At 72.8% G+C, this 19,511-nt stretch carries 19 protein-coding genes and 1 pseudogene; 7 read left to right on the top strand and 13 right to left on the bottom strand.

Annotation, left to right across the window (positions count from 1 at the left end; all coding sequences use genetic code 11):
- Nucleotides 1-315 precede the first annotated feature (315 nt).
- Both ABZ484_RS10670 and ABZ484_RS10675 read right to left on the bottom strand, forming a co-directional pair.
- Nucleotides 316-606 carry a DUF397 domain-containing protein gene (locus ABZ484_RS10670; RefSeq protein ID WP_030167484.1) on the bottom strand — a complete coding sequence of 97 codons (291 nt, stop codon included), beginning with the start codon at nt 604-606 and terminating at the stop codon, nt 316-318.
- A complete protein-coding gene (locus ABZ484_RS10675) occupies nt 607-1,467 on the bottom strand; it encodes a helix-turn-helix transcriptional regulator (protein ID WP_358865525.1) in 861 nt (286 codons plus the stop codon).
- A gap of 288 nt (nt 1,468-1,755) precedes the next feature.
- Here ABZ484_RS10675 and ABZ484_RS10680 point away from each other — a divergent pair, with 288 nt between their 5' ends.
- Together ABZ484_RS10680 and ABZ484_RS10685 are read left to right on the top strand one after the other, a co-directional pair.
- Complete coding sequence (locus tag ABZ484_RS10680; RefSeq protein ID WP_358865526.1) at nt 1,756-2,472, top strand: ATP-binding protein; 717 nt, start codon at nt 1,756-1,758, stop codon at nt 2,470-2,472.
- Nucleotides 2,463-2,954, top strand: coding sequence for a hypothetical protein (locus ABZ484_RS10685; RefSeq protein WP_358865527.1), 492 nt, complete (start codon nt 2,463-2,465; stop codon nt 2,952-2,954). Before ABZ484_RS10680 ends, ABZ484_RS10685 begins: the two co-directional genes overlap by 10 nt.
- A 126-nt stretch (nt 2,955-3,080) precedes the next feature.
- On the opposite strand, the gene ABZ484_RS10690 is transcribed toward ABZ484_RS10685, so the two are convergent.
- The 4 genes from ABZ484_RS10690 to ABZ484_RS10705 all read right to left on the bottom strand — a co-directional run bounded on the left by ABZ484_RS10690 (nt 3,081) and on the right by ABZ484_RS10705 (nt 6,027).
- On the bottom strand, nt 3,081-3,266 hold the full coding sequence (locus ABZ484_RS10690) for a hypothetical protein (protein ID WP_358865528.1): 186 nt from the start codon (nt 3,264-3,266) through the stop codon (nt 3,081-3,083).
- Nucleotides 3,267-3,443: 177 nt separating this feature from the next.
- A complete protein-coding gene (locus tag ABZ484_RS10695; protein WP_358865529.1) occupies nt 3,444-4,229 on the bottom strand; it encodes a nucleotidyltransferase domain-containing protein in 786 nt (261 codons plus the stop codon).
- Nucleotides 4,226-5,233, bottom strand: a complete 1,008-nt coding sequence (gene pip, locus ABZ484_RS10700; protein ID WP_358865530.1) for a prolyl aminopeptidase — start codon at nt 5,231-5,233, stop codon at nt 4,226-4,228. Before pip ends, ABZ484_RS10695 begins: the two co-directional genes overlap by 4 nt.
- 95 nt (nt 5,234-5,328) lie before the next feature.
- Nucleotides 5,329-6,027, bottom strand: coding sequence for a uracil-DNA glycosylase (locus ABZ484_RS10705; RefSeq protein WP_358865531.1), 699 nt, complete (start codon nt 6,025-6,027; stop codon nt 5,329-5,331).
- 66 nt (nt 6,028-6,093) lie between these two features.
- On the opposite strand from ABZ484_RS10705, the gene ABZ484_RS10710 reads away from it, so the two are divergent.
- The gene (locus tag ABZ484_RS10710) at nt 6,094-6,639 is read left to right on the top strand and encodes an RNA-binding S4 domain-containing protein (RefSeq protein WP_358865532.1); all 546 of its coding nucleotides are present in this window, start codon (nt 6,094-6,096) and stop codon (nt 6,637-6,639) included.
- Nucleotides 6,640-6,698: 59 nt separating this feature from the next.
- On the opposite strand, the gene ABZ484_RS10715 is transcribed toward ABZ484_RS10710, so the two are convergent.
- Nucleotides 6,699-7,148: a DoxX family protein gene (locus ABZ484_RS10715; protein ID WP_358865533.1), complete on the bottom strand. Its 450-nt coding sequence runs from the start codon at nt 7,146-7,148 to the stop codon at nt 6,699-6,701.
- A gap of 272 nt (nt 7,149-7,420) precedes the next feature.
- On the opposite strand from ABZ484_RS10715, the gene ABZ484_RS10720 reads away from it, so the two are divergent.
- The gene (locus ABZ484_RS10720; protein ID WP_358865534.1) at nt 7,421-7,687 is read left to right on the top strand and encodes a DUF6343 family protein; all 267 of its coding nucleotides are present in this window, start codon (nt 7,421-7,423) and stop codon (nt 7,685-7,687) included.
- Nucleotides 7,688-7,727: 40 nt separating this feature from the next.
- On the opposite strand, the gene ABZ484_RS10725 is transcribed toward ABZ484_RS10720, so the two are convergent.
- From ABZ484_RS10725 to rpsA, 4 genes are all read right to left on the bottom strand, one after another.
- Nucleotides 7,728-8,108 carry a tetratricopeptide repeat protein gene (locus ABZ484_RS10725; RefSeq protein ID WP_358865535.1) on the bottom strand — a complete coding sequence of 127 codons (381 nt, stop codon included), beginning with the start codon at nt 8,106-8,108 and terminating at the stop codon, nt 7,728-7,730.
- 50 nt (nt 8,109-8,158) lie between these two features.
- Nucleotides 8,159-8,797, bottom strand: coding sequence for a dephospho-CoA kinase (gene coaE / locus ABZ484_RS10730; protein ID WP_358865536.1), 639 nt, complete (start codon nt 8,795-8,797; stop codon nt 8,159-8,161).
- Between the two features lie 45 nt (nt 8,798-8,842).
- Nucleotides 8,843-9,781, bottom strand: coding sequence for a PAC2 family protein (locus tag ABZ484_RS10735; protein WP_358865537.1), 939 nt, complete (start codon nt 9,779-9,781; stop codon nt 8,843-8,845).
- Between the two features lie 175 nt (nt 9,782-9,956).
- Nucleotides 9,957-11,447: a 30S ribosomal protein S1 gene (gene rpsA, locus ABZ484_RS10740; protein ID WP_030167530.1), complete on the bottom strand. Its 1,491-nt coding sequence runs from the start codon at nt 11,445-11,447 to the stop codon at nt 9,957-9,959.
- Between the two features lie 371 nt (nt 11,448-11,818).
- On the opposite strand from rpsA, the gene ABZ484_RS10745 reads away from it, so the two are divergent.
- Together ABZ484_RS10745 and ABZ484_RS10750 are read left to right on the top strand one after the other, a co-directional pair.
- On the top strand, nt 11,819-12,640 hold the full coding sequence (locus tag ABZ484_RS10745) for a class I SAM-dependent methyltransferase (protein ID WP_358865575.1): 822 nt from the start codon (nt 11,819-11,821) through the stop codon (nt 12,638-12,640).
- 55 nt (nt 12,641-12,695) lie between these two features.
- On the top strand, nt 12,696-15,443 hold the full coding sequence (locus ABZ484_RS10750) for an ATP-dependent helicase C-terminal domain-containing protein (protein WP_358865538.1): 2,748 nt from the start codon (nt 12,696-12,698) through the stop codon (nt 15,441-15,443).
- A 202-nt stretch (nt 15,444-15,645) separates the two neighbouring features.
- Here ABZ484_RS10750 and ABZ484_RS10755 read toward each other — a convergent pair whose 3' ends face one another.
- A complete protein-coding gene (locus ABZ484_RS10755) occupies nt 15,646-17,406 on the bottom strand; it encodes a lytic transglycosylase domain-containing protein (RefSeq protein ID WP_358865539.1) in 1,761 nt (586 codons plus the stop codon).
- Nucleotides 17,407-17,691: 285 nt separating this feature from the next.
- Here ABZ484_RS10755 and ABZ484_RS10760 point away from each other — a divergent pair.
- Nucleotides 17,692-18,471 (top strand): annotated as a pseudogene (locus tag ABZ484_RS10760) (DUF4184 family protein); the annotation flags it as partial.
- A 445-nt stretch (nt 18,472-18,916) separates the two neighbouring features.
- Here ABZ484_RS10760 and ABZ484_RS10765 read toward each other — a convergent pair.
- On the bottom strand, nt 18,917-19,504 hold the full coding sequence (locus ABZ484_RS10765) for a hypothetical protein (protein WP_358865540.1): 588 nt from the start codon (nt 19,502-19,504) through the stop codon (nt 18,917-18,919).
- Nucleotides 19,505-19,511: the final 7 nt, after the last annotated feature.

A 19,511-nucleotide genomic window follows, 5' to 3' on the forward strand; every position in this document is an offset into this window, starting at 1 on the left:
AGTCGGCGTCAGCCGATGCCAGTCGGCGTCAGCCGATGCCAGTCGGCGTCAGCCGATGCCAGTCGGCGTCAGCCGATGCCAGTCGGCGTCAGCCGATGCCAGTCGGCGTCAGCCGACGTCGGAAGACGTCAGCCGATGAATGAAGCCGACGGACGCGGTCTCGCCCGTGATCCCGGACTTGGTTTCGGAGCCGGTAGCCGGGTGTGGTCTCGGACGTGTTCGAGGTGTCAGGGCGTTCCGAGCGTTCGAGGCGTTCAAGGCGTTCAAGGTGGCACCAGAATTAAGGCGTTGGGGCAGCGGAAAATCCAGGCACGGTCAGGAGAGCAGGAAGTCGGCCTCCCCCGCCTTGGCGCCTTCTATGAAGGCGGTCATCTCGTCGGTGGTGTAGATGAGGGCCGGCCCGTCCGGGTCGGTGGACTGGCGCACCGCGATCCGCCCGTCGGCCAGCTTCATCGCCTCCAGGCAGTTGCCTCCGTTGCCGCCGCTCCACGGCTTGTGCCAGCCCTCACTGCCCAGTTCCCTGGCGGGCATGCCGTTGTAGATCCGCTCGCCGCGGGTCCGGTCGCCGCGGCCTCGTGAGGCGGGCTGGGACGTGATGCGATCCATTCACAGCTCCTTGCGGAGATCCCGGAGGATCTCCTTCGTGCGATGTGCCGTAGCGGCCTGCGCCGCCATGCGGTCCATGACCTCGAGGTGGGTCGCCACCTCCTCGCGCGCGTCCAGGTAGACGGCGCCGGTCAGGTACTCGCTGTAGACCATGTCCGGCAGTTCGGGCATGGCGAATCGGAACAGCACGAAGGGCCCGTACGTGCCCGGGTGCGGCCCCGAGGAGAACGGGGCGACCTGAAGGGTCACGTTGGGCAGCTTCGCGGCGTCGAGCAGTCTGTCGATCTGAGCACGCATCACCTCCGGGCCGCCGACGGGGCGGCGCAGCGCGGTCTCGTCGAACACGAACCAGAACCGGGGCGCGTCGGGACGGGTGAGCAGTTCCTGGCGTTGCATGCGCAGGGCGACATGGCCTTCGATGTCGTCGGGGCTGGTCTGTCCGACGGCGCCCGATGTGAGCACCCCGCGCGCGTAGTCCTCGGTCTGGAGCAGGCCGGGTACGAAGTGGGGTTCGTAGGACCGGATGAGTGCCGCCGCGCCCTCCAGGCTGACGTACATCGAGAACCAGCCCGGCAGGATGTCGTGGAAACGCTGCCACCAGCCGGGGCGGTTGGCGTCCTCGGCCAGCTGCACGAAGGCCTCGGTCTCGTCGTCGGAGACACCGTAGGCCTTGAGCAGCAGTTGCAGGTACGGGATTTTGAGGGCGACTTCGGCCGTCTCCATACGGCGGACGGTGGCCGGGGCGACGCGGAGGACGCGGGCGGCCTCCTCGCGCTTGAGTCCGGCGCGTTCCCGCAGGTCGTGCAGGCGCCGACCGAGCACGACCTGCCCGACGGTCGGTGCCGACCGCGGTTCGCTCATGCTCCACCTCCACCGAAGAATCCGGGACTTTGCCGAGGAGTTCCGTCGGGCCGGAGGAGTCCCGCGGGCCCGGGGACCAGTCCCCGCGGACTGAAGGAATCCTGACAGCCCTACGGCGCCATTCGAAGATCAGTTCGAAGATCCGGCGGATCTCCGGCGATCCCAACTGGCGCCGCGCGACGTGCTGTTGCGAGCAGTGTGCCACGGCCCCTCACCGCGTCACACAGCACTCTGCATTTTTCATAGTGGCACTTGCCAAGTGTTCACGGCGGGGAGATAGTGGCAAGCGTGATTCCGTCCCCGCCCTTAGGAACAGACGCCGCCGCGGGCCTTCTCGCCCCCGGCGCTCTCGCGGGAGCCGGCCCCGGCGGGGCCGCTGCCGAGCGCCGGTTCCACTTCGAGCTGGCCGCGCACCCGGGTTCCCCCGCCCAGGCCAGACGTCTGACCAGAGCCCGGCTGACGGCCTGGTCGGTGTGCGAGGACACCTGTGACACCGCCGACCTCGTCATCTCCGAGCTGGTCACCAACGCCATCGTGCACACCGCGAGCAGCCGGGTCGTCTGCGAACTGCACGACGCCGGGGAACTGGTGCGCATAGCCGTGCGCGACGAGGGCCGCGCCCCGGGGGAACCGCACCCGTCCCCGCAGCGGCCGGAGGAGGAGCACGGCAGGGGGCTGCTCCTCGTCGAGGCCATGTGCCTCTCCTGGGGCGCGCAGCAGCACGGCCGGGGGCTGGTGGTGTGGGCGGAACTGGCGCGTGACACCCGGGACGGCCATGACACCCGGGACACCCGGGACAGCCATGACGCCCGGGGCGACCTCGGCTGGGGCGCCCGACCGAAGCCGTATCCGGTCCCGGATCCTCATCCGGCCCCTCCGTCCCATCCGGCCCCTCCGGCCCCGCACCCGGCTCCTCCCGCGGACGACGAGGGCGACCCCCAAGGGGCACAGCCCCACAGGGCATACGCGCACGACACGCACGGATCGGGGGCCGTATGGCTGTGAGCGGTGCCCGCGCCTCCGGCTCAGGCCAGGCGCTCAGTCTGGACACGCTCGTACGTCTGGGACGCGCGACGGGCAGGTCCGCCACGCCCGGCGGCACCGCACCGGACGGCGGCTCCACGCCGCCCCGGCGGCTGCCCCTTCCCGACGGCATGGTGGTCCCGCTGGGTTGCGACGCGGTGGCGGTGCCCGCCCGCTTCGGCGCCCTGCTGATGCCGCGGCTGCCCCGTGTGGGGTGCGTCTACGCCGACGAGACGCACTGGTGGTGGATCGTCCCGGCCGACTCCGACTACGCCCTGCGGTGGCCCTCGCCCGCGCACTACGCCAACGGAGCGGTGCTTCCCGACACCTCCCGGGGTGCACTGCCCGCGCTCATCCACCGACCGGACGGCACGGTTCCGTACACCCCGCCGATCCCTCTGTACCTCGCGCTGTGCAGGGTCACGGGCACGACCCCGTCATGGTGCCGTCCGATCAGCGCGTGAGCGCGGCGCAACGGCACCGGGTCCTTCCCGCGCCGGTGCTGCGGAGACGAACCGACGCACGTTGCGGAGACGAACCCACTTAAGTCGTGTTCACGTCACCCTGAGGGCCCGCCAGCCGCACGGCCCTCAGGCGGTGACGTCACCACCGCTCTCGCCGCCCCGGACGATCACCAGGAACGTGTCCGTCGCGAGGTCCATGACGACCTCCGCGGGCAGGCCCTCCAGGCGCCGCGCGTGCGCGAACTCCTCCGCCGGCCACGACCCGCGCGGACCACCGGCGGGAAAGCGCTCGAGCACCGTTCGCCCGTTCACCCTGCACCTCCATGTAGCGCTGTACTCGTAGAGTTAAACGCCAAGCATGGGGCGAACGCCTCGTCCAGTGACGGTACTGAGACGTACTCGACACGAGTTCAACGCCAAAAGTGCGTCTCACCTCACACTTTCGACCAATTCGATCACCTTGCGCGTCAACGCGCGTACACCTCGTGTTCACACGTCCGTGGTGGTGGGCGGCCTCTTCACGGCGGTGCTCAGGACCGTCTCCGTCTCGGTCACCGCCCGGACCAGGGCCGTGGGAGACGCCGTCAGTCCGCTGAGGATGCCGTCGACGTCCCGCAGGCCGGCGCGGGCCACGAGCCCCTTGTCGTTGGTGGTCCACTCGCCGCGTGCGGCGAGTACCGCGTGGGCGGTCTGGGTGGCGGCCAGGGCGATCGCGCCGGCGACCTGGGTGACGGATGCCTTGGGGCCGTGGCCCGCCTTGGCGTAGGCGAGGGTGGCGGTGGCCATGCCGTACCAGTGTTCGGGTGCGCTGCGCCGCAGTGCGGGCGGGTAGACGGCCGGGCGGGGCAGGTCGCCTCGCAGCACCCGGTTGACCGCGAGCTCGGCGACCACCAGATAGCTGGGGATGCCCGCGAGATGGAACAGCAGCGGTTCCACCCGGAAGCGTCCCTCCCGCGCCTGGGCCCACTCGTGCTCGACGACGTCGAGGTCCCGGTAGTGCACGTCGACGCGGCGGCCGTCGATCGTCAGCCAGGCTCCGCCGTTGAAGACGCCACCGCCCCAGCCGCCGAGCTCGGAGACCTCCCCCTCCCAGCCGACGGCGCGCAGGTCGTCCGGGTCGAAACGGCCCCGGTAGTAGACGGCGAGGTCCCAGTCGCTGTCCGGACGGTGGATGCCCTGGGCGCGGGAGCCCCCGAGGGCCACGGCCCGGACTCCGGGGAGCGCGGCGAGGCGATCGGCGGTGGAGTCGAGGAAGAGCTCGTCCGGGTGGCTCATCGTCGGCCCGCCTCCTGCCGTGTGCGCGTGTCCTCGCGCTCGCGCCGCGCGTACCTGTCCGTCGCCGCGACCAGCGCCTCCACCACACCCGGTGCTCCGGAGTCGTGCCCGGCCTGGTCGACGACGACCAGTTCGCTGTCCGGCCAGGCGTGGTGCAGGCGCCAGGAGATGCCGAGGAGGTTGCCGAAATCCAGGCTGCCCTGGACGAGGGTGCCGGGGATGCCGCGCAGCAGATGGGCGTCGCGCAGCACCACGCCCTCGTCGTCGTCCGGCCCGAGGAAGTGGTCGTTGCCGAAGTAGTGGGTGACGGTGCGGGCGAAGCCCATGCGGAAGGCGGGGTCCTCGTACCGTGCGACGGAGCGCGGCGGCGCGGGGATCATCGCGGTCTCCCAGTCGGTCCAGGCGCGCGCCGCCCGTTCGCGCACCGCCGGGTCGGGCGATTCGAGCAGCCGGTTGCAGGCGGCCGCGAGGTTCCCGGTGCGGTCGGTGTCCTCGGGCAGTTCGGCGAGGAAGCGTGCGAAGTCCTGCGGGAAGATCCTGCCCAGGCCGTGGGTCAGCAGCGTGACCTCGGCGTTCGAGCCGGTCGCGACGCCGGTCAGGACGAGTTCGGAGACGGCCGAGGGATGGGTCTGGGCGTAGCGCAGCGCCAGCACCGAGCCCCAGGAGGCGCCCCACACCAGCCACCGCTCGATATCCAGGTGGCGTCGCAGCAGTTCGAGGTCGGCGAGCAGGTGGTCGGTCGTGTTGACGCTCATGTCGGTGTCGTACGCGCTCGCGTGCGGTGTGGAGCGTCCGCAGCCGCGCTGGTCGAGGAGGACGATCCGGTACGCGGCGGGATCGCAGTAGCGCCGGTGCCCCGGCGTGCAGCCGGACCCCGGACCGCCGTGCAGCATCACCGCCGGCTTGCCCCGCGGGTTTCCGCAGGTCTCCCAGTACACGAGGTTGCCGTCACCGACGTCGAGCATGCCCTGGTCGTACGGTTCGATCTCCGGATACAGGCCCATCGGGGGAACGTAACCGCCTCTCGCCGGCCGCGTCGCCTCATTTTCCCCGTGGCCGTTACGTCGGCTTCCCCGTGGCCGCTACGTCGGCGTGGACGCTACGTCGGCGTCAGTCCCGCCGCTCCCGCCGCCGTGCGCAGGACGTCGCGGAGCATCGCGGGGGTGAGTCTGCCGGTGAAGGTATTGCGCTGGCTGACGTGGAAGCAGCCGAAGAGGTCGAGGCCGTCGAGCGGCACCCGTGTTCCATGGGCGAAGGCGGGGCGGGGCCGGGGCACCGTCCAGCCCGCCTCGGTGAACGCCGGCAGCGCGGCCTGCCAGCCGAACGCGCCGAGCACGACCACCGCCCGCAGGGTGGGCCGCAGCAGATGCAGCTCCTGGACCAGCCAGGGCCGGCAGGTGTCCCGCTCGCCGGGGGTCGGCTTGTTGGCGGGCGGGGCGCAGTGCACGGGCGAGGTGATCCGCACCCCGTACAGCTCCAGGCCGTCGTCGGCGGTGACGGAGGTGGGCTGGGAGGCGAGCCCCACGTCGTACAGCGCCTGGTACAGCACGTCCCCGGACCGGTCCCCGGTGAACATGCGGCCGGTACGGTTCCCGCCGTGCGCGGCCGGGGCGAGTCCGACGATCAGCAGCCGGGCGTCCGCCGGCCCGAAGCCCGGCACCGGCCGGCCCCAGTACGTCCAGTCGGCGAACGCGGCCCGCTTGGTGCGGGCCACCTCCTCACGCCAGGCGACCAGGCGCGGACAGGCACGGCAGTGCGAAATCCGCTCATCGAGGGCGCACAGGCTGCTGCTGTCCATGCTCCCCACCGTAGAGTGGTCCGGTGCGGCCGGTCCAAGCCACTTGAGGAGACTAAGGTCTGAGCCATGGCTAGCGAGGACGACGTCAAGGACCGCGACGGGGACGGGAGCGGGGCCGAAGCCGGCGAGGCGCCCGCTCCGGCCGTGGATCCGAAGGTCGCCGCCGCCATCGCCGCCGCCGAGGCGGCCGGTCCGGCGAGCGGTGAGACGGTGCGGATCGACAGCTGGATCTGGGCCGTGCGTCTCGTCAAGACCCGTTCCGTCGGTGCCACCGCCTGCCGGGGCGGGCACGTCCGGGTGAACGGCGAGCGGGTCAAGCCGTCCCACTCGGTCCGCGTCGGCGACGAGGTGCGCGTGCGGCAGGAGGGCCGCGAGCGGATCGTGGTCGTCAGGCGCCTGATCCGCAAGCGGGTCGGCGCGCCCGTGGCGGTGCAGTGCTACGTCGACAACTCCCCGCCGCCTCCGCCCCGCGAGGCCGTCGCTCCGATCGCCGTACGCGACCGGGGTGCCGGCCGGCCCACCAAGCGCGACCGGCGTGAACTGGAGCGGCTGCGCGACTTGGGCGGCCTGGACGGTCCGAGCGGCCCCGCCGGCCGCCCGCGCGGCCGGTGACGCCTGCGGAGCCACGCGACCGGTGACGCCTGCGGAGCCGCACGGCCCCTGTCCGTTGGTCACCCCTGCCGCCGCAGCAGCCGCAGCAGCTCCGCGTTGTGCGCGCGGCGGGCCCAGGCGATGAGGGCGAGCGGCACGATCAGGATGATCGGTGTCGCCGCGTTCTGCCCGTCGAAGACGGTGAGCTGGACGACGAACGCGCCGACCATGAGCGCGCTCAGTGCCAGCGCCGCCACCGACTGAAGCACCGGGATCAACAGCGCGATGCCTCCGGCCAGCTCCAGCGCGCCGATGGTGTACATGCCCGCACTGCCCCAGCCGATCTTGTCGAAGGCTTCGGCGGCCGACGGATGCGCGATGAGCTTCGGCAGCGCACTCGCGATCGCGTAGAACAGGGCGAGCAGCACCTGCACGGCGCGCAGGGCGATGCGGGCGGTACGGCGGCGACGGGCGGACCCGGTCGACGGGCCGGTGGCGACGGACGGGGCGGAAGCGGCGGTCTCGGACATGGGGGTCTCCTCCGGGAAGCGGTTCGTGGGCCGTGTGCTGTCGCAGAGGTAGACCGCCCTCGCCCCTGGGACTCATCGCCGCCGGACGGATTTCCCGTGCCCCGTGCGCCTTCTCGGCGCCGGCCGGCTCCCCTGCCCTGTCCTCCTCCGGTCGGCTCTCCCGCCTTGTCTGCGCTCCGGTCGGCTCCCCGCCTCGTCTGCGCTCCGGTCGGCTCCCCTGCCGCGTACGGCCCTCGCGGGGAGTACGTTGCAAGGAGGAGTGGTGATCGGCGATGCGTACGGGCAGTGAGCCGACGACCGCCCGGAGTGCGCTGCGGGCGCGGTTCTGGCTGAGTGTGTGGGGGCTGTTCTGGGCGATGTTCGGTACGGCGGTGTTCGTGCTGGTCGGGCGGCCCGGATGGGCGGCCGCGTTCGGGGTGCTGTGGCTGGTGATCGCCGTCGACTTCGCCCTGGTCGTCCGGCATCTGCGGCAGGGGCCGCACTACCAGCCGGGACGCGACGTACCGCCGTACTGGCCGCCCGAGCGGCGGCGCCGCTAGGGCGCGCCGGTGAGGCCTGCCGGTAAGGCCTGTCCGGAGGTCAGGTGTCGAAGCGGGCGCGCTGGAGGTACTCCGGGTTCGGGTCCAGCGCGGCGGCCAGCCGGAAGTGGCGTTTGGCCTGGTCGGGGCGGCCCTGCCGCTCGAAGGTCCGGGCGAGCGCGTAGTGCGCGAACGCGTTGTCCGGCTCACGCTCCAGGACGATGCTGAACTCCAGCTCGGCCGGCCGCAGTTGCGCGGCGGCGAAGAAGGCGCGGGCGCGCAGCAGCCGGGCGGCCGTGTTCTCGGGATGGGCGGCGATGACCCCGTCGAGCAGCTTCACCGCGCCCCGGGGGTCCCGTGCGGCGAGCAGCTGCTCGGCGGCGCGGAAGTCGATGACATGCGTCTCCGGAGTACGTCCGGGCGAACCGCTGGTTTCGGGCACGGCAAAGTCCTTCCCTCACTGGGAGAGTTCAACGCCCCTGCCGGACACCCCTATTCCGGAGGTCCGGCGGCCCCGGGCCCTGAGTGCGGGGTGTCTGCGGCCCTGCGGACGAGCTCGGACCACACGTCTCTCACCCGCTGCCGGAGGCGTTCCAGCGGCACGTCGTTGTCGATGACGATGTCCGCGATCTCCAGGCGCTTCTCCCGGGTGGCCTGGGCGGCCATGCGGGCGCGTGCGTCCTCCTCGGTCATGCCGCGCAGCCGTACCAGCCGGTCCAGCTGGGTCCCGGGGGAGGCGTCGACGACGACCACGAGGTCGTACAGCGGGGCGAGGCCGTTCTCCGTGAGGAGCGGGACGTCGTGGACGACGACGGCGTCGTCGGCCGCGGCCTCCTCCAGCTCGCGGGAGCGGGCGCCCACCAGGGGGTGCACGATCGAGTTCAGGACGGCCAGTTTCTCCGGGTCGGCGAAGACGATGGAACCCAGCTTGGGCCGGTCCAGGCCGCCGTCGGCGGCGAGCACCTGCGGGCCGAAGGCGTCGACGACCGCGGCGAGGCCGGGCGTGCCCGGGGCGACGACCTCGCGCGCGATGCGGTCGGCGTCGATCAGCACGGCCCCGCACTCGACGAGCAGCCGCGACACCTCGCTCTTACCGGCTCCGATGCCCCCGGTGAGGCCTACCTTCAGCATGAGCCGAAGCTTAGGCGGTGCCGCTGACGGGCCGCCCGGCGGAGCTCAGTTCTCGCCCTCGCGCTCCGCCAGGAACTTCTCGAACTCGCGGCCGATCTCCTCGGCCGACGGGATGTCGACGGGTTCGGCGAGCATGTTGCCGCGGGTCTCCGCGCCCGCGGCGGCGTCGTACTGGTGCTCGAGGCCCTGGACGAGGGAGGTGAGCTCCTCGTCGCCCTCACGGATCTGCCGGTCGATCTCCGTCTGGGTGCGGTGGGCGTCGTTGCGCAGGGCGTGCGCGATGCTCGGCAGGACCAGGCCGGTGGCCGCGGTGACGGCCTCCAGGACGGTCAGGGCCGCGTCCGGGTACGGCGAGCGGGCGATGTAGTGCGGGACGTGCGCGGCGACCCCGAGGACGTCGTGACCGGCCTCCATCAGGCGGTACTCCAGCAGCGCCTCGGCGCTGCCGGGCACCTGAGCCTCCTCGAAGGGGCTGCGGTGGCCGGGGACGAGGTCGCTGCGGTTGCCGTGCGGGGTCAGGCCCACCGGGCGGGTGTGGGGGACGCCCATGGGAATGCCGTGGAAGTTCACCGACAGGCGTACGCCGAGGCGCTCCACGATCTGCCGTACGGCGGCGGCGAAGCGCTCCCACTCCACGTCGGGCTCGGGCCCGGACAGCAGCAGGAAGGGCGCGCCGGTGGCGTCCTGGACGAGCCGCACCTCGATGGCGGGCTCCTCGTACGCCGTCCAGCGGTCGCGCTTGAAGGTCAGCAGCGGGCGGCGGGCGCGGTAGTCGACGAGCCGGTCGTGGTCGAAGCGCGCCACGACCTGGTGGGGCAGTGAGTCCAGAAGCCGCTCGACGATCTGGTCGCCGGTCTCGCCCGCGTCGATGTATCCGTCGAAGTGGTAGAGCATGACCAGACCGGCCGACTCCTGGGCGAGCGCCATGTCGACGACCGCCAGGCCCTTCGGCTCCCATGCGTACAAACCCTGCGGATCAAGCACTGTGACCGCCCCTCCTCGTGTTCGTACATTCACAACGAGAGACGGGACCGTGGCATTCCCCGACTCCTGACAAACGGTCCGGGGCGCGCGCGTGCGTCCGGAACGCGGCCGCGGCCCGTACCCCCACGCAGGGGGTACGGGCCGCGGTCGTCGGCTGGTGCCTAGCGGTGAGCGGTCAGCTCTGGCCGCCGGCCAGCTTCTCGCGCAGGGCGGCCAGGGCCTCGTCCGAGGCCAGGGCGCCGGAGGTGTCGCCACCCTCGGAGGAGTACGAACCGCCGGTCGCGGCCGGAGCGGCGGCCTCGCCACCCTCGGCGGCGGCAGCGGCGTCCGCCTCGCGGGACTTGATGACCTGCGCCTGGTGCTGCTCGAAGCGGGCCTGCGCCTCGGCGTACTGGCGCTCCCACTCCTCGCGCTGCTTCTCGTAGCCCGGCAGCCAGTCGTTGGTCTCCGGGTCGAAGCCCTCGGGGTAGATGTAGTTGCCCTGGTCGTCGTAGGACGCGGCCATGCCGTAGAGGGTCGGGTCGAACTCGACCTCCTCCGGGTGGGCACCGAAGGACTCGTTGGCCTGCTTCAGCGAGAGGCTGATGCGACGGCGCTCGAGGTCGATGTCGATGACCTTGACGAAGATCTCGTCGTTGACCTGGACGACCTGCTCCGGGATCTCCACGTGGCGCTCGGCCAGCTCGGAGATGTGGACCAGACCCTCGATGCCCTCGTCCACGCGGACGAACGCACCGAACGGAACCAGCTTCGTGACCTTGCCGGGCACGACCTGGCCGATCTGGTGGGTGCGGGCGAACTGCTGCCACGGGTCTTCCTGGGTCGCCTTCAGCGACAGGGAGACACGCTCGCGGTCCATGTCGACGTCGAGGACCTCGACGGTGACCTCCTGGCCGACCTCGACGACCTCGGAGGGGTGGTCGATGTGCTTCCAGGACAGCTCGGAGACGTGGACCAGACCGTCGACGCCACCCAGGTCCACGAAGGCACCGAAGTTGACGATCGAGGAGACGACGCCGGAGCGGACCTGACCCTTCTGGAGGGTCGTGAGGAACGTCTGGCGGACCTCGGACTGGGTCTGCTCGAGCCAGGCACGGCGGGACAGGACCACGTTGTTGCGGTTCTTGTCCAGCTCGATGATCTTGGCCTCGAGCTCCTTGCCGACGTACGGCTGGAGGTCGCGGACGCGGCGCATCTCGACCAGGGAGGCCGGGAGGAAGCCACGGAGGCCGATGTCGAGGATGAGACCACCCTTGACGACCTCGATGACGGTACCGGTGACGATGCCGTCCTCTTCCTTGATCTTCTCGATGGTGCCCCAGGCACGCTCGTACTGGGCGCGCTTCTTCGAGAGGATCAGGCGGCCTTCCTTGTCCTCCTTCTGGAGGACCAGGGCCTCGATCTCGTCGCCGACGGCGACGACCTCGTTCGGGTCGACGTCGTGCTTGATCGAGAGCTCGCGGCTCGGGATGACACCTTCGGTCTTGTAACCGATGTCGAGCAGGACCTCGTCCCGGTCGACCTTCACGATGACGCCGTCGACGATGTCGCCGTCGTTGAAGTACTTGATCGTCTCGTCGATCGCTGCGAGGAAGGCTTCCTCGTTACCGATGTCGTTGACCGCTACCTGCGGGGTGGTGGCGGTGGTCTCGGTGCTGCTCGTCATGTGGGAAAGGGCTCCGGTACGGACATTGAAGTCGTAGGTACTGCTTACGCCGGGAGCCCGTTTCGCTCTGCAGAAGCCGGACAGCCAAGGAAGCGCCACACCAAACCACTGGTGGCGCCTCGACAACCGAGGGGACATACAACAGATGCGAGCGCAGCCTGCTACGTCTGAGGTGCGCAGGCCCGCAGCGCAACTTGTAGCATACGGGGGCAGCCGGGCAGGGTCAATGCGCGAAGTCACCCACCCGGGGCGTATCGCCGCATATCCGGCACAAAACCTGTCTCCCGAGGCCACGCCGACACCAGCGCGTCACTCCGACGGCGCGCACACCGGGGCGGCGGGTTGGACGGAAGAGTACGACGAGGGAGCCGATCATCCAAGAGCCAGCACCGTTCGCATCGTCCGAACCGGAGGCCACCCGCCGGGCGGCCGGTGTCACCGAGAGCGCCCGGGCCAACCGGGGCTGGTGGGACCGCAACGCGGACGAGTACCAGACCGAGCACGGCACCTTCCTCGGCGACGACCGCTTCGTGTGGTGCCCCGAGGGCCTGGACGAGGTGGAGGCGGAGCTCCTCGGCCCGGCCGAGGACCTCAAGGGCAAGGACGTCCTGGAGATCGGCGCCGGCGCGGCCCAGTGTGCGCGCTGGCTGGCCGCGCAGGGCGCTCGCCCCGTCGCCCTGGACCTGTCCCACCGGCAGCTCCAGCACGCGCTGCGGATCGGCGGATCGTTCCCTCTGGTGTGCGCCGACGCGGGTGCCCTGCCCTTCGCGGACGGCTCCTTCGACCTGGCGTGCTCGGCGTACGGGGCGCTGCCCTTCGTCGCCGACCCGCGACTGGTGCTGCGGGAGGTGCGCCGGGTGCTGCGGCCGGGCGGGCGGTTCGTCTTCTCGGTGACGCACCCGGTCCGCTGGGCCTTCCCCGACGAGCCCGGCCCGGAGGGGCTGAGCGTGTCCGCCTCCTACTTCGACCGCACGCCGTACGTGGAGCAGGACGACGACGGCAACGCGGTCTACGTCGAGCACCACCGCACCCTCGGCGACCGCGTCCGGGACGTCGTGGCCTCGGGCTTGCGCCTGGTGGACCTGGTCGAGCCGGAGTGGCCCGACTGGAACACCTCCGAGTGGGGCGGCTGGTCCCCGCTGCGCGGGCACCTGATCCCGGGCACGGCGATCTTCGTCTGCGAGCGGGACTGAGAACGGGACGAGCGGGACGAGCGGGACCAGTGAGACGACCAGGACCGAGACATCCGTGATCCGTTACGACGCCCTGCACGCGCTGCCGGTGCGCGGCGCCCTGCCCGGTCTGCACGAGGCCCTGGACGGGCACGGGACCGCCGTACTGGTGGCCCCGCCCGGCACGGGCAAGACGACGCTGGTGCCGCTCGCGCTGGCCGGGCTGCTGGGCGAGGGACCGGCGCGGCGGGTGGTCGTGGCGGAGCCGCGGCGGATCGCCGCGCGGGCGGCGGCACGGCGGATGGCCTGGCTGCTGGGCGAGAAGACCGGCGAGAGCGTCGGCTACACCGTCCGCGGAGAGCGGGTCGTCGGGCGGCACGCGCGCGTGGAGGTCGTCACGACCGGTGTGCTGCTCCAGCGGCTCCAGCGCGACCAGGAGCTGGCGGGTGTCGACGTGGTGGTGCTCGACGAGTGTCACGAACGGCATCTGGACGCGGACACCGCGGCGGCGTTCCTTTGGGACGTGCGCGAGACGCTGCGGCCCGAGCTGCGGCTGGTCGCCGCGTCGGCGACCACGGACGCCGAGGGCTGGGCACGACTGCTGGGCGGGGCTCCGGTGATCGAGGCCGAGGGTGCGTCGCATCCGGTGGAGGTGGTGTGGGCCCCGCCCGCGCGCCCGGTACGGCCGCCGCACGGGATGCGGGTGGACCCGGCGCTGCTGACGCACGTGGCGTCGGTGGTGCGGCGAGCGCTCGCCGAGCGGGCCGGGGACGTGCTCTGCTTCCTGCCGGGCGTGGGCGAGATCGCGCGGGTCGCCGGACAGCTGGGGGATCTCGGCGACGTGGAGGTGCTCCAGGTGCACGGGCGCGCGCCGGCGGCCGTGCAGGACGCGGTGCTGGCGCCGGGGCGGCGCCGCCGGGTGGTCCTCGCCACCTCCGTCGCGGAGTCGTCGCTGACGGTGCCCGGGGTGCGGGTGGTCGTCGACTCGGGGCTGGCCCGGGAGCCGCGTGTGGACCACGCGCGCGGGCTGAGCGCGCTGGCGACGGTACGGGCCTCGCAGGCGTCCGGACGGCAACGGGCGGGCCGTGCCGGGCGCGAGGCGCCGGGCGCGGTGTACCGGTGCTGGGAGGAGGCCGAGGACGGGCGGCTGCCGCGTTTTCCCGCCCCGGAGATCAAGGTGGCCGACCTGACCGCGTTCGCCCTTCAGGCGGCCTGCTGGGGCGATCCGGACGCCTCCGGGCTGGCGCTGCTGGATCCGCCGCCGCAGGGCGCGATGGCGGCGGCACGGGACGTGCTGACGGCCGTGGGAGCGGTGGACCCGGCCGGGCGGGCCACACCGCGGGGACTGCGGCTGGCGCGGCTGGGCGTGCATCCGCGGCTGGGCCGCGCCCTGCTCGACGCGACGGTTCCGGGCGGGGCCGAACCCGTGGCGGAGGTGGTCGCCCTGCTCAGCGAGGAGCTGCCCCGGGAGTACGGCGACGACCTCGCCACCGCGCTGCGGACCGCCCGGCGCGGCGCCGACCCGTACGCGTCACGCTGGCGCGCGGAGTCCCGGCGCCTGCGGGCCGCCGCGACAGGCGCCGGTGACCGCCCTGCCGACGAGTCTCCCTCCGGAACGAGCGCCGGAGCCGGCGCCGATGCGAACGCCGATACGAACACCGATACGAACGCCGGCACCCACGCCGGTACGAACGCCGGTCGCGGCCGCCGGCCGGCTGCCGGGACGGGCGCGGACCCGGACCCGGGCGCGGACCCGGGCGGCGATGCGGGACACCGCGACAAGCAGCGGCCCGGTGCCCGGGAAGGCGCCCGGGCGGACGCTCGCGGCACGCGGCGGGCCGGTGCCGGGGAGGACGGCGTCGTCGGGGTTGTTGCCGCGCTTGCCTTTCCCGAGCGGGTGGCCAGGCTGGACGGGGGGTCGTATCTCATGGTCTCCGGTACGCGCGCCGAACTGGCCGAGGGGTCGGGGCTGCGGGGGGCTCCCTGGATCGCCGTGGCCGTGGCGGACCGGCCGCTCGGCAGGGGGCACGCGCGCGTGCGGCTCGCCGCGGCCGTCGACGAGGACGTCGCGCGGCGGGCGGCCGCGGCGCTGCACGAGGAGCGCGAGGAGGTCCGCTGGGCCGACGGGGACGTGGTGGCCCGGCGGGTCGAGCGGCTGGGCGCGGTGGAGATGACGGTCCGCCCCCTGCCCGACCCGGCCCCCGGCCGCGTACGGGAGGCCCTGCTGGACGGGCTGCGGCAGGAGGGGTTCCGGTTGCTGCGCTGGTCGCCGGACGCGGAGGTGCTGCGGCTGCGGCTCGCGTTCCTTAACCGGCATCTCGGGGAGCCGTGGCCCGACGTCGGCGACGAGGCGCTGCACGAGCGCGTGGAGGAGTGGCTGGAGCCGGAACTGGGCCGGGCCCGGCGGCGCGCCGACCTGGCCCGGATCGACGCCGGGCAGGCACTGGCCCGGCTGCTGCCCTGGGCCTCCGGTGCGGCCGCCCGGCTGGACGAGCTCGCCCCGGAGCGGATCACCGTGCCCAGCGGGTCCAGGATCCGCGTCGACTACTCGGATCCCGAGCGGCCCGTGCTGGCGGTGAAGCTGCAAGAGATGTTCGGGGCGCGGCAGTCGCCGGTGCTCGCCGGGGTGCCGGTCCTCGTACACCTGCTCTCCCCCGCCGGGCGGCCCGCCGCCGTCACCGCCGACCTGACCTCGTTCTGGCGGGACGGGTACAAGGGCGTACGGGCGGAGCTGCGCGGGCGGTATCCGAAGCATCCCTGGCCGGAGGACCCGGCGACGGCGGAACCGACCCGGCACACCAACGCCCGGCTCCGGCGGGCCTGACGGGTACGGCGGCCTGACGGCAGCCTGACAGGTATGGCCTGACGGGTACGGCCTGACGGGTACGGCCCGCCGGCCCGCCGGCCCGGTGGAGTCGGCGGACCGGCCGGGCCGCTCAGATCTGCCGGCCGGTCAGGTCTGTCGGGCCGGTCGGGTGTGGCGGCCGGTCAAGCCGGGCGGTCGGTCGGACCGGTCCGGTCCGGGTCTACGACGCCGAGGGGCTGGGTGACGGCTCCGCCGAGCTGTCGGCCGCCGCCACCTTCAGTTCCACGGTCAGCGTGGCGCCGCCGGTGGTGGTGATCCGGAGCAGGAAGGTGCCGGTGGTGTCGTCCGCGTACAGCTTCGGCAGCTTCAGCAGGCCGTCGGTGTCCGTCTGAAGGTCCTTCAGGGTGCGCACGGGCTTGCCGTCGGCGTCCTTGAAGTAGGGGCCCTTGTCGTTCTCGGTCGCGTCGTCGGCGGCCTTGATGAGGGTGGCGGTGGCCGCGACCTTGTCCGCGACGGCGCCCTTGTAGGTGGCCTTGACCTCGACCTGGTCGGCGAACTCACCGCCCGGGGTGCAGGTGAGCGCGGTGTCGCTGGTGCGGGTGAGAGTGTCGGCGGCGCGCGCGGTGACGGTGGCCGTGTAGTCGAGGCCGGAGATCGTACGGCCGATGACCAGGGCGCGGACGGTGAAGGAGCCCGTCTGCTCGCCCGCCTGGAGTGCCGGTGCGGCGGCCACGCCGGAGGAGTCGGTCTGGACCGTGGCGACCGTCTCGCCGCCGGTGAAGGTGGCGTCGGTGTCACCGAGGATCGTGAACCGGACCCTGACCTTGGCGACCGCCTTGCCGGCCTTCGTCTCGGCGCGGGTGCTGATCTTCTGGCTGAACGTGTCCCCGGCCATGGCGGTGAGCTCGGTGGTGCCCGCGTCCTCCAGGTGGTCCACGGTGTCGGTCGGCGTGGGCGATGTGGAGGGCTTCGAGGGAGGCAAGGGCGGCGAGGTCGTCTTCGACGGCGGGTTCGGGTCGGTGCTCGGGCTGCCACCGCCCGGCTTGGCCGCCTCGCCGGGCTTGCCCGGACCGTGGGGCTCGGGGGTCGCCCTCGGCGGGGTCGTCCTGGGGGAGGACGACGGCCCCGGCCGGGACCCGGGCCTGTCGTCGCTGCGCCCGGAGGGGATCCTGCCGGTTCCGTCGGGGATCGAGTGGGTGCCCTTGCGGTAGTACTCCAGCCACGACAGGACGGTGTTCAGATAGTCCTGGGAGTTGTTGTAACTGAGGATCGCCCTGCGCAGATCGGCATCGTCGGCCAGGTCCCAGCCGTTGCGGCACAGGTAGTGGCCCGCGGCGAGGGCGGCGTCGTAGATGTTGTTGGGATCCTTCCTGCGGTCCCCGTTGCCGTCGCGTCCCGCCCACGCCCAGGTGGACGGGATGAACTGCATGGGACCGATCGCACGGTCGTACCTGGTGTCGCCGTCGTAGACGCCGTGGTCGGTGTCGCTGATGTGGGCGAAGCCGCTGCCGTTGAGGACCGGGCCGAGAATCGGCGAGACGGTCGTGCCGTCGGCTTTGACACGGCCGCCGCGCGCCTGGCCGGACTCGACCTTGCCGATGGCGGCGAGCAGTTGCCAGGGCAGGTTGCAGCCCGGCTTGGAGGTGCGCAGCTCCGCCTCGGCCCTCTTGTAGGCGTCGAGGACGGTGGCGGGTATGCCCGCCTCGGACGACGTCCCGGACGACGGGGCGCCGGCGCTGGGCGCGGGATCGGGGCTGTTGAGCGGGGGCAGGTCCGTGTAGTACGGCGAGTTGCCGGTCGCGGCGCCGTCGCCGTCGGCGTTGACGTCGGGGGCGGGTGTCGCACCGGTGGCGGTCGGTGTTCCCGGACCGTCCGTCGTCGCGCCCGGGGCCTGGGAGGCGGTGAGAGCCGCCACCGCCGCCGCGGCCACGGCCGTGGTCGCCGCCCCCTTGTAGAGCCTCCTGCCGAATTGCGCCGCCATGGAGTGAACCCCTCCCGTGGACGTCCGAGCGTCCCTCTGTCCTGTCTGTTCGCCCTGTTGTGACGGTTGACCCGCGGTACTGGTTGCCCTCGTGGAGCTCTTCGGGTGTACGACCCAGGTGACCCTACGACAACTTCCTTTGTACCGGGAACGGTTCGTGTCCGGTTTTTACCGGTTGGCCCTGGACGTCGGGTGATGAGGCGCACCGCGGACCTGTCCCGCATACTGGACACGGTGATCACCGGGCCGCCGGGCCCGGTTCAACGCGCTTTCCGGGGGGCCCAGTTGCCGTTCACTCTGAGCCATGCGGCCGCCGTGCTGCCCGCGGTGCGCGGCGACGGATCGGGGCGGGGCCGGCTGGTGCCGGCGGTGCTGGTGGCCGGCTCCTTCTCGCCGGACATGACCTATTACATGGCGAATGCCCTACCTGGGGCGATGGAGTTCGGCACGGTCACGCACTCCTTCCCCGGGGTCTTCACCGTCGATGTCCTCATCGCCTGGGCGCTGGTGTGGCTGTGGCTGCTGATGCGCGAGCCGCTGGTGGCGCTGCTGCCGAGGGCCCGGCAGGGGCGGCCGGCGGCGCTGACCCGGTGCGGGGCTCCCCGCGCGCGCGTGGCACCGGCCTCGGTGCTGTGGTGGTACGTCTCCGCCACGCTGGGAGCGCTGACGCACGTGGTGTGGGACGCGTTCACGCATCACGACCGGTGGGGGATGCGGCTGTTCCCGGTGCTGGGGCAGCGGCTGGCGGGCGCACCGCTCTACTGGTACCTGCAGTACGGCGGCTCGGCGGTGGCCGGGGTCGTGATCGTGCTGTTCCTCGTCCGCGCGTTGCGGCGGGCGCCGTCGGGCGAGCCGGCCGGGGTGCCCGTGCTGTCGGCGCGGGACCGGTGGTGGGCCGGGGCCGTCATCGGCGGCTGCGCGGCGGCCGGGGCGGTGCAGCGGGTCGCGCAGTCCTGGGCGGGGCCGCCCTCGGCGGCGGACCTCCGGGATCTCGTCCCGACCCTGTGCTTCGGCGCGGGCGCCGGGCTGACGCTCGGCCTGGCGGCCTACGCGGTGGGGGTCAGGGCGCGTCGGGCGTCCGGGTACGGGGACTTCGACGGCTTGAGCGGCGCGGGTGGCACGGATGGCGGGGATGGCGCGGGTGGCATGGGTGACGTGAGTCGCGTGAGTCGAGTGGGTGGCTCTGTGGGCTCCGGATGGTTCGGTCGCCCGGGCCGCTCGGGCGCCTCGGGTCGCTCGGGTCGCTCCGGCGGGGAGGCGGACCAAGCGGGCGTTTCCGTGCGCTCGGACTGAGGGCACGCTTCGGAACGCCTCGGACGGGCCGGAAGGCCTGGGAGGTCCGGAGGGCTCGGAAAGTCCGGAGGGCCGGCTCGGAAAGCTTGAAGGGCGCGGGCTCGGAAAGTCCGAAGGGTGCGGGAGATTCGGACGGCTGCGGGGCGTGGGCTGCTCCCCGGCGGTGGGGCGGCGGTGCGGGTCCCGGCCGTACGGGCCCCCTCATCGCCCGGCGGCGCTACCAGTCGCGGCGGCCCGGACGGTTCTGCCCGTTCTGCTGGGGGCTCCGGTCGTGGCGGTTGGGCTCGTCCGGGAGGGACGGCTCCTCTCGGCGGGATCGCCCGTCACGGCGGGCGGATTCTTCCCGGCGTGCGGATTCGTCCCGGCGGGCAGGTTCGTCCCGGCCGGGCCGGCCGTCCGGGCGTGGCCGGTGCGCGGGTGGGCCCAGCGGACGGTCCGTGCGGTCCGCACGGTCGGCGCGGTCGGCGCGGTCGGCGCGGTCGGCGCGGTCGGCGCGGGGGATCGGGGGCGCCACGAAGACGGTGACGGTGCGCGCCGGGGCCGGGCGCGGGAGGCGTGCGAGGAGGAGCGCGACGTAGCCGCGTGTCAGATCGGCCCACATCCGCCACGGACGGGACTCGCCGGGTACGGCTCGACGGCGCAGGCCGGTCACGGCCCGGCGCACGGCGGCCGCGGGATCGGCGGGAATGCGGGCGGTGCTTGCGTCGGCCGCGAGGGCCGGGACCGGCGGGGGCGGCGCGGCGGGGGCCGCGCCGACGGCTGTCGGGGACACCGCCGGCCGGTGGTTGAGCATGCGTATACCCATGCCCGCA

The organism is Streptomyces sp. NPDC006393 (genome assembly GCF_040628575.1).
Classification (GTDB): domain Bacteria; phylum Actinomycetota; class Actinomycetes; order Streptomycetales; family Streptomycetaceae; genus Streptomyces.